The 4833-nt window shown below is 64.4% G+C and carries 3 protein-coding genes and 2 pseudogenes; 3 read left to right on the forward strand and 2 right to left on the reverse strand.

Going from position 1 to position 4833, the window contains the following annotated elements:
- From B3C64_RS03230 to B3C64_RS03240, 3 genes and pseudogenes are all read left to right on the forward strand, one after another.
- A pseudogene (locus tag B3C64_RS03230) lies at window positions 1–279 on the forward strand (ABC transporter ATP-binding protein); the annotation flags it as partial.
- Window positions 276–3119, forward strand: a complete 2844-nt coding sequence (locus tag B3C64_RS03235; protein WP_291533681.1) for an ABC transporter permease — start codon at window positions 276–278, stop codon at window positions 3117–3119. The pseudogene B3C64_RS03230 and the gene B3C64_RS03235, both read left to right, overlap by 4 nt.
- A 90-nt stretch (window positions 3120–3209) precedes the next feature.
- Window positions 3210–3467 (forward strand): DUF6725 family protein, encoded by a 258-nt coding sequence (locus tag B3C64_RS03240; RefSeq protein WP_291533682.1) that lies wholly within the window; start codon window positions 3210–3212, stop codon window positions 3465–3467.
- 83 nt (window positions 3468–3550) lie between these two features.
- Here B3C64_RS03240 and B3C64_RS03245 read toward each other — a convergent pair whose 3' ends face one another.
- A complete protein-coding gene (locus B3C64_RS03245; RefSeq protein WP_291533683.1) occupies window positions 3551–4588 on the reverse strand; it encodes a prephenate dehydrogenase in 1038 nt (345 codons plus the stop codon).
- Window positions 4588–4833: pseudogene (locus B3C64_RS03250) on the reverse strand (chorismate mutase); the annotation flags it as partial. The gene B3C64_RS03245 and the pseudogene B3C64_RS03250, both read right to left, overlap by 1 nt.

Here is a 4833-nt window from a genome sequence, read left to right on the forward strand (position 1 = left end):
CCGTCCGTCATCTTCGCGGACGAGCCGACCGGCAATCTGGATTCCCGCTCCAGCCGCGAGGTGCTGGGGTTCCTGCGTGATTCCGTGCGCGAATACGGCCAATCGATCGTGATGGTCACGCACGACCCGCGTGCGGCCTCCTTCGCGGACCGCGTGCTGGTGCTGGCCGACGGCAACATCACCCGCGATATGGCGCATCCGACATATGACGAGATCCTCGATGTGTTCGCCGGCGACGACGCCGACGATGGCTCCACCATGGAGGGCGCGCAAGCATGATTCGCATAGGATTGCGCGATGCGCGCAGCCATTTCGGCCGGTTCGTCATGTCGATCATCGCCATCGCGCTCGGCGTGAGCTTCGTGGTCGGCTCGTTCTGCTTCCGGGAGATGCTCAACAACCAGGTGTCGCAGATGATGTCCACGAACGCCGACCACGATGTGTACGTGCGCGGCTCGCAGGAGGTCAAAAGCGGGGCGTCGTCGGCATCGACCGGCTCCACGAAGACCTACAACAGCATCGACGCCGATCTCGCCAAAACCATCGCGAAGGTGAAGGGCGTCTCCTCGGCACCGGTCGTGTACGCGGTATCGGGCGTGGTGCTGGTCGACAAGCACGGCGATGCGGTGACCACGGTCGGCGCACCGACCCTTGCCATGGGCATGAGCGCGTCCACGCCATGGCGTTCGGCGACGTTCACGTCCGGCACATATCCGCGCAACGGGAACGAGATCGCCCTGCATTCGTTTGCCGCGGAGCAGTCGAAGCTGAAAGTCGGGGACACCACGAAGGTCGTCTATGCCGACGGCCCTCATAAGGTGACCGTCAGCGGCATCTTCTCAACGACCGCGAGCCAGGCGGGCGCGATCATCATCGGCATCGACCCGGCCACCGCGAAGGAACAGGCCACGCAGCAATCCGACGATCCCGACAAGACATCGCTGATCAGCGTCTACGGCGACGCCAGGACGCCGCTTACCGACAGCGAGCAGCAACAGCTTGCCGACCGCATCAACAAGGCGTTGCCGAAGTCCGCGAAGGCGCATGCCATCACCGGCGACGAATACCGCGACGAAACCACCAAATCCACGCAGGACGCGCTCGGATTCATCCAACCGCTGATCCTCATATTCGCCGTCATCGCATTGTTCGTCGGCTCGTTCATCATCGCGAACACGTTCTCGATGATCGTGCGCGAATCGATGCGCGGCTACGCGCTGCTGCGTTCCATCGGCGCATCCCCGATGCAGGTGTTCATGACGGTGATCGTGCAGGCCGTCGTGCTGGGCCTGGTGGGCTCCGGCGCCGGCATCGCATTGGGCTGGGGCATGGTGAAGCTCATCGCGTCCGGCTTGGCGAATATGGGCATGCCTCTGACCGGAGCCACCGACCCGACGGCATCCGACATGTTGGTCGGTCTGCTGGTCGGCGTGCTGGTGACGTTGATCGGCGCGGCGCTGCCCGCGCGCAACGCGGCACTGGCTCCGCCGATCCAGGCGATGAACGAGACGGTCAATCCGGAGAAACCGGTGCGCTTGCGTGGCATCATCGGAACGTGCATGGTGGTTCTGGGAGCCGGCTGCTGGGCGTTCACCTGCGCGTTGGCCTCGGCGGACGGCGACGGCCCCACGCCTTGGGCGGCCGTGAACGGCATCGCCGTCGGATGGCCGCTGGGCATCGGCGCGGCGCTGGTAGTGATCGGCGTGATCGTCGCGGGACCGGCCTTCGTCGCGCCCGCCGGCATGGTGCTGGGATGGCTGCCGTCGAAGATCTTCACGGTGACGGGACGTCTCGCCACCCGCAATATCTCCCGGTCGAAGCGGCGCACGTCCAATACCGCGGCGGCGTTGTTCGTCGGCGTCGCCATCGTCAGCTGCCTGGGCGTCGTGGCGTCTTCCGCGCAGGCGTCCGTCAATTCGCTGATCGACACCGGTCTCAAGGCCGATTTCGCCGTCAGTTCGGCCTCCTACGGGAAGATTTCCGACGATGCGATCAGCGATATCAGGAACGTCAAGGGCGTGCGGCATGTGGTGTCCAACCGTGTGGTGCTCGGTGTGAAATACGATGGCAAGGCCATCTCCGGTTTCACGTTCGCCACCCAGCCGGAGCTGTTCACCAAGGTGTTCGCCGCCGAGACCGAGGCGGGCGACGCCGCGTCCGCGTTGAAGGACGGCAAGCTGCTGGTCGGCAAGAACATCGCGGACGACCGCGGATGGCACGTCGGCGAAAAGGTCAAGGTGACCGCCGAGAACACCGTGGTGGACGAGCAGGCCACCGCGCAGGCGCAGGCCGATTACCAGGCGCAGGTGCAGGACCATGTGCAGGAGCTGCGGGACGAGGCGCAGCGGCTCGCGGCCTCCGGCGATGCGTCAGGCGCGCAATCCAAAACCGACGAGATCGCCCAGTACACGACGGAGGCGCAGAACGTCGATCCGAAGACACTGGTCAAAACGAAGAAGGTCACCACGCGCAAGACGCTGACGATCGGCGCGATCGTGTCGAACTCCGTATACCGCGACTATGCGATCATCAACGACGACCTGGCCGAGCAGCTCGGCAACAAGCAGACGATGTTCGTGATGCAGGCGTACGTCACCGACAGGCCGGGCGCGAACACGGCCACGGTGAAGCAACGCATCAAGAAGGCCGTCAAGAAATACTACACGGTGTCGGTGTTCGACCGCGACGAATACAAATCGACGATGAGTTCGATGATCGACCAGATGCTGATGATTCTGTACGCGCTGCTGGCGCTGTCGATCATCATCGCGATCTTCGGCATCGTGAACACGCTGGCGCTGAGCGTGTCGGAGCGCACGAAGGAGATCGGATTGTTGCGCGCCATCGGCACATCGCGCGGGCAGATACGCGGCATGCTGGGCATCGAGGCCGCGGTCATCTCCGTGTTCGGCACGGTGATGGGACTGGTCGTCGGCGTCGCCGCGGGCGCGGTGATACGCGCCGTCTACGCGTCATCCGGATTGGAGGCGCTGGCGGTGCCGTGGCACCAGCTGGTGTTGTTCCTTGTGCTGTCGATTCTCGTCGGTCTGCTCGCCAGCGTCTCCCCCGCTTCGAAGGCGCTCAGGCAGCCGGTGCTCGACGCTGTGGCCAGCGAATGACGGACCGATAGGCACGGGCCACTATGCTGGTGGGTGAATGGTGCCGAATGGCATCACGGCGAACCGCCGTATGACTCGAAGGAGCATGGCATGCCGATTCCGAATGAGATTCCCGCAGGTGCGCGCATCGTGGTGCGCACCTGTGACGGCATCGATCCCACCGACCACCGTATGAAGTTCCGTGATTATGTGGGTCATGTGCGCTCGTGGGACGGGCAGACGTTGGAGATGATTCGTGACGCCGCGGCGAACGGCTCGCGTCCGGAACAGCGCGTCAGCATTCCCGCGGATACCATCGTGACGCTCAAACCCGTTCCGGAGCGTCCCCGTTTGAGACCGCGCAGATAACCCAAACCGGTGGAAAATCGCCGGACGGTGATTTAGCCGCCCAAGAGGCCGGTCAGAACGTCTCAGAACATCAGCCGGCCGGTTCAGACGGCGGAGCGCACCTGCGTGACGACATGATGGTCGTCTTCGAAACGGATGACGTGCTCTCCCCTGCGCGCGGATTCCAGCAATGCCCGCTGCCATCCGTGTTCGGGGATGGCGAGTTCCGCCGTTGCGCAGCGGTCGGCATAATCCGGAGCTTTGGACGCGGCCTTGTAGTCGCGGAAAGGCTGCCCCTGCGCGAAGAACTCCGACAGCCGTGTATCGTCATCCGTATCGGTCACGCCCCGGTCGCCAATGCGTCGCAACACGTCGGCCATGGCCGTCAATCTGCCCGCCATGCCGCGCAGCAGCGTCTCCACATTGGTGGCGTCCTCTTCCACCATCGCGCGGGTGCGGTTGGGATCGGTCAACGCCACGCGGGTCATGTCGCGCCAGGAGCCGGCGGCGAGCGCGGCGGCGATGTTGCGGTCCGGGTTATCGACCAGTTCGTTGATCATGGCCGTGGCGATGACGTGCGGCATATGCGAGATAAGCGCCGCGCCGCGATCGTGGGTGGCGTCGTCGAGCACGATGAGCCGATTGGCGCAGTGTTCGACGATCATGGTGGCCACGGCGAGGAACCGATGGTATTCCGTATGCTGGTCCACGGTGATGGCCCAGAGCGCGTCGTCGTACAGCGTCGGATCGGACGCCTCCCAACCGGAAAGCTCATTGCCCGCCATCGGATGCGCGCCGACATAGCAACGGTCGAGCCCCGCGGCCGCGACCTGGTCGCGTACCATGCCTTTGACGCTGCCGACATCGGTGAGCGTCGTCGTTTCGGGGTCGAGGGATTCCCGCAATGTCGCAAGGATCTGCGGCATCGCCTTCAGAGGATTGCACAACACCAGCACGTCGGGTTTCGCCTCGGCGAGCGCGCCGAGGCTGGGCATGCATCGTATGCCGTCGGCTTCGGCGGTCGCGTAGGGGCGGTCGTTGTGGTTCCATGCGGTGACTTCGCATCCCGCGTCGGCGAGTCTGCGCGCCAGAGAGCCTCCGATGAGGCCAAGTCCCACAATCGCGATTTTCTGTTGCGCCATCACCACATCAGTTCCCTTCTCACCGTGTCGTCTTCGCGCCAATGTTCCGGCGGTCGCCGGCAGTCAAGCCGTACTCCCCCATGAGGCAGCATCCATGAGGTGACGGGCGGGTTCGGCCGTTCCCGTCGCGGGTAGACCGCCAATGTCTTGATCCAGTCGCCGCGTTCCGCGATGTCGACGATGGCGTCGTGGAAGCGCCGCTCCCATGGCGCGGCGTCGAAGGTGGCGATGAAGCTGTATGTTCC

This window comes from Bifidobacterium sp. UBA6881 (genome assembly GCA_002451435.1).
GTDB lineage: Bacteria > Actinomycetota > Actinomycetes > Actinomycetales > Bifidobacteriaceae > Bifidobacterium.

What these genes read in the sequence shown, in the direction of transcription:
- B3C64_RS03235 (WP_291533681.1), top strand. Translation starts at nt 276, where the DNA reads ATGATTCGCATAGGATTGCGCGATGCGCGCAGCCATTTCGGCCGGTTC.
- B3C64_RS03240 (WP_291533682.1), top strand. Translation starts at nt 3,210, where the DNA reads ATGCCGATTCCGAATGAGATTCCCGCAGGTGCGCGCATCGTGGTGCGC.
- B3C64_RS03245 (WP_291533683.1), bottom strand. Translation starts at nt 4,588, where the DNA reads ATGGCGCAACAGAAAATCGCGATTGTGGGACTTGGCCTCATCGGAGGC.